Here is a 3,189-nt window from a genome sequence, read left to right as displayed (position 1 = left end):
CCGTGGGGGAGAGGCGTTCATGCTGTTGGATTCCTGTGGCAGGGCGCAGCGCGGCTGCGCGATCTGACGCGGCAGGGCCGCGTCGCTGTGGAAACCGCGTGCGATGGCCGCTGCAGGCGCCATCCGGTTTCCCTCCCGCCGGTAACGCGATGACGATGGGACGTCGTCACCGTGGCGGGATGCATCCAGACTAGAAATCAGCCCTGTCCTATGGAATCAGGCGTTTCCTAAAGCACTTCGTGCCCGGCGCATGGGCCGGGCACGGTTCAGCGTTGTGGACGCCTCAGGCGAACAACGAGGCCTGCAGGCAGTACTCGATCAGCGCTTGGTCGCTGTCCACGCCCAGTTTGCGCATCGCGCTGATCTTCTGGGTACTGACCGTCTTCGCGCTGCGCTGCAGTTGGCGGGCGATGTCGCCCACGCTCATGCCGCCGGTGAACAGGCGGATCACTTCCAGTTCCCGTGGGGAAAGGCGCGCCAGCACCACCGCGGCATCGGCCGGTTCCGCCGCGGCAACCGGCATCAGTCCGGGCGGGCGATAGATGCGGTCGGCCAGCACCGTGCGCAGCGCCTGCACCAGGCTGCCCAGGCCGTGGCTCTTGAGCACCACGCCGCCCGCGCCAGCGGCATACATGGCTGCCACCAGCGAAGGGTTGGAGACCATCGTCAATACCAGTACATGCGTGTCCGGGAAGCTGCGGCGCAGGAATGAGATCAGCTTGATGCCATCGCCGAAGCTGTCACCACCGGGCATGCTGTAATCGGTGATCACCGCGTGGGGCCGGGTGCTCGTCATCAGCTCGATCAGGGTCGCCGGATCGGCGGCCTCGCCGACCACGTCCAGGTCCAGTTCGCCGGCCAGGACATCGCGGATGCCGGCAAGCACGATCGGGTGGTCGTCAGCGATGAGGATGCGGGTGGTCATGGCAGTGTCGGGTTGCGGGAAGGTGAGGGGGCGGCGATGTGCGTCAATGGTTCCAGCAGCCGCTGCAGGCGCCGTTGGAAGTGGTCGAGCGCCCCGGCCAGTGCAGGCAGCGTGTCGCCGTCACCGATCTGTTGTTCGATCTTCTGGCCGTGTGCCACCAGTGCCGGTGCGCCGACGATCACCAGTGCGCCGCGGATGCGGTGCAGCACCTGTGCCACGCGTTCGGGCGAGGCATCGCCGATCGCCCGCTGCAGGCTGTCCAGGTCGGCCTGCATGGTCTGCACGAACAACGCCTGCATCTTTTCCGGAACCTGCAGCGGAGCATCGGCATCGTCGTCGCTGGGTTCGCTGTGCGGCCCGGCTGCAACCTGGGTCAGCAGGCGCTGCAGTGCTGCCAGGGTGATCGGCTTGACCAGCACCCCCTGCATCCCTGCCTCGTGGCAGCGTTGCCGTTCGGCCGGGTCGGCGTTGGCGGTTGCGCCATGGATCGGTACGCCAACTCCACGCGCGCGCAATGCACGGGCCAGACCGTAACCGTCCAGTCCCGRCATGTTGAGGTCGGTCAACACCAAGGCAAAAGGACGCTGCGGCCAATAGCGCAGGGCCTCATTGCCGTCGCTGGCGACCACAGCGTGGCAGCCGAGCTGCTCCAGCTGGTCACGCAGGATCGCCTGGTTGATCGGGTTGTCTTCGGCGACCAGTACCTGCAGCCCACCGAACCTGCGTGTCGCGGGCAGACGCCCGTTGACCTCGGCGGGCAGTGCCCGCCCTGCCGCAGCCGCCAGCGCCATCACGATCGCATCCAGGCGATGCACGCCGACCTGCCAATGTCCCTGCACCTGTTGCGGCTGCATTCCGCCTTCGCGGCAGGCCACCACCTGCGGTCCACTCCACGCAGGCACACCCTCGTCCAGCACAAGGTCGAGCATCACCGTGCCAGGGTCGGCAAGCGCCGGCGCATCGTCGCGGTGCACGCTGGCCTGTGCGCCACGCTGCTGCAGCCGATCGCATATCGATTGTGCAAGCTCGCGAACGCTGCCGCGAACCTGCACCGGTAGCCCTGCCGGCAACTGCGGTGAGGCCGCCTGCAGCGGATCGGGTACTGCCTCAGGCAGCGGCAGTTCGACCGAGAAACTGCTGCCCAGGCCGCTTTCGCTGACCACCCGCAGGTGGCCGTCCATCATCGCGGTCAGGTGCGCACAGATCGCCAGGCCCAGTCCGGTGCCACGCATGGCATCGGTGCCCGGGTTGGCCTGGAAGAACGGTTCGAACAGATGTGCCTGGTGCTCGCTGGCGATGCCGATGCCGGTATCGGCCACCTGCCAGCGCAGCCAGCAGCGATCATCGACGTGCTGTGCACCCAGGCGTACCACGACCCGACCGCTGTCGGTGAACTTCAGCGCATTGCTGATCAGGTTGTTGAGGATCTGGCGGATGCGCGCGGCATCACCGTTGACCGCAGCCGGCACGTCCGGGTCGATGCAGGCGTAGAACTGAAGGCCCTTGTGTGCGGCGGCAGCGGCGTAGGAGTCCAGTGCGTCTTCGGTCAACCGCACCGGATCGAACGCGCCGGGTTCCAGGCTCAGCTGGTCGGCCTCGGCCTTGCTGACATCCAGAATGTCGCTGATCAGCTGCATCAATGTCGATGACGAGCGCTGGATCGTGTCCAGGTAGTCCTGCTGGCGCGCATCCAGCGGGGTCAGGCCAAGCAGTTCCAGCGTGCCGAGCACACCGTACAGCGGGGTGCGTATCTCATGGCTCATGGTGGCCAGGAACTGGCTCTTGGCGCGGTTGGCCTGGTCGGCCGCACGCCGTGCCTGCTGCTGCACCTGCTCGGCCTCGTGCTGGCTGCTGAGGTCGATGAACAGGCACAGCACAGCGGGTTCGCCGCGATAGCGCGCGGGCGTGGCGGTGATCAGCAGGTGGCGGTTGTCCGGCGTGGTGTAGGCCAGGCCGTCGCCCGTGGCGGTGCCGCCGGCGGCGAGCACGCTGCGTCGCCAGGGCCCGTGCCAGCCACCCTCGTCGTGGTCTTCCCCCAACCACTGACGCGCCAGCGCGTTGTCCAGCAGCACGCGGCCATCGGTGCGACGCAGCAGGCACAATCCGATCGGTGCGTTGTCGAGGATGGTACGGCTGAAGGCTTCGCTTTCCAGCAACCGCGCATGGTTGCGGCGCAGTGGTTCGATCACCGAACGCCGGTAGGCACGCAGGATCAGCACGCCACCGGTGGCCAGCAGCAGTGCCACCACCATGCTGCCCAGCAG

Annotated in this window: 2 protein-coding genes; both read right to left on the bottom strand. The window is 67.3% G+C overall.

Annotation, left to right across the window (positions count from 1 at the left end; all coding sequences use genetic code 11):
* Nucleotides 1–283: 283 nt before the first annotated feature.
* Nucleotides 284–925: a response regulator transcription factor gene (locus tag AB4Y84_RS17335; RefSeq protein WP_336024943.1), complete on the bottom strand. Its 642-nt coding sequence runs from the start codon at nucleotides 923–925 to the stop codon at nucleotides 284–286.
* The coding region (locus AB4Y84_RS17330) for an ATP-binding protein (protein ID WP_442250533.1) at nucleotides 922–3,189 on the bottom strand (2,268 nt) is incomplete at its 5' end. The genes AB4Y84_RS17330 and AB4Y84_RS17335, both read right to left, overlap by 4 nt.

It is taken from the genome of Stenotrophomonas sp. 2YAF22 (assembly GCF_052114665.1).
GTDB lineage: Bacteria > Pseudomonadota > Gammaproteobacteria > Xanthomonadales > Xanthomonadaceae > Stenotrophomonas > Stenotrophomonas indicatrix.
Note: the sequence above shows the minus strand (reverse complement) of the source record. Positions and strands in the feature narration are given on the sequence as shown.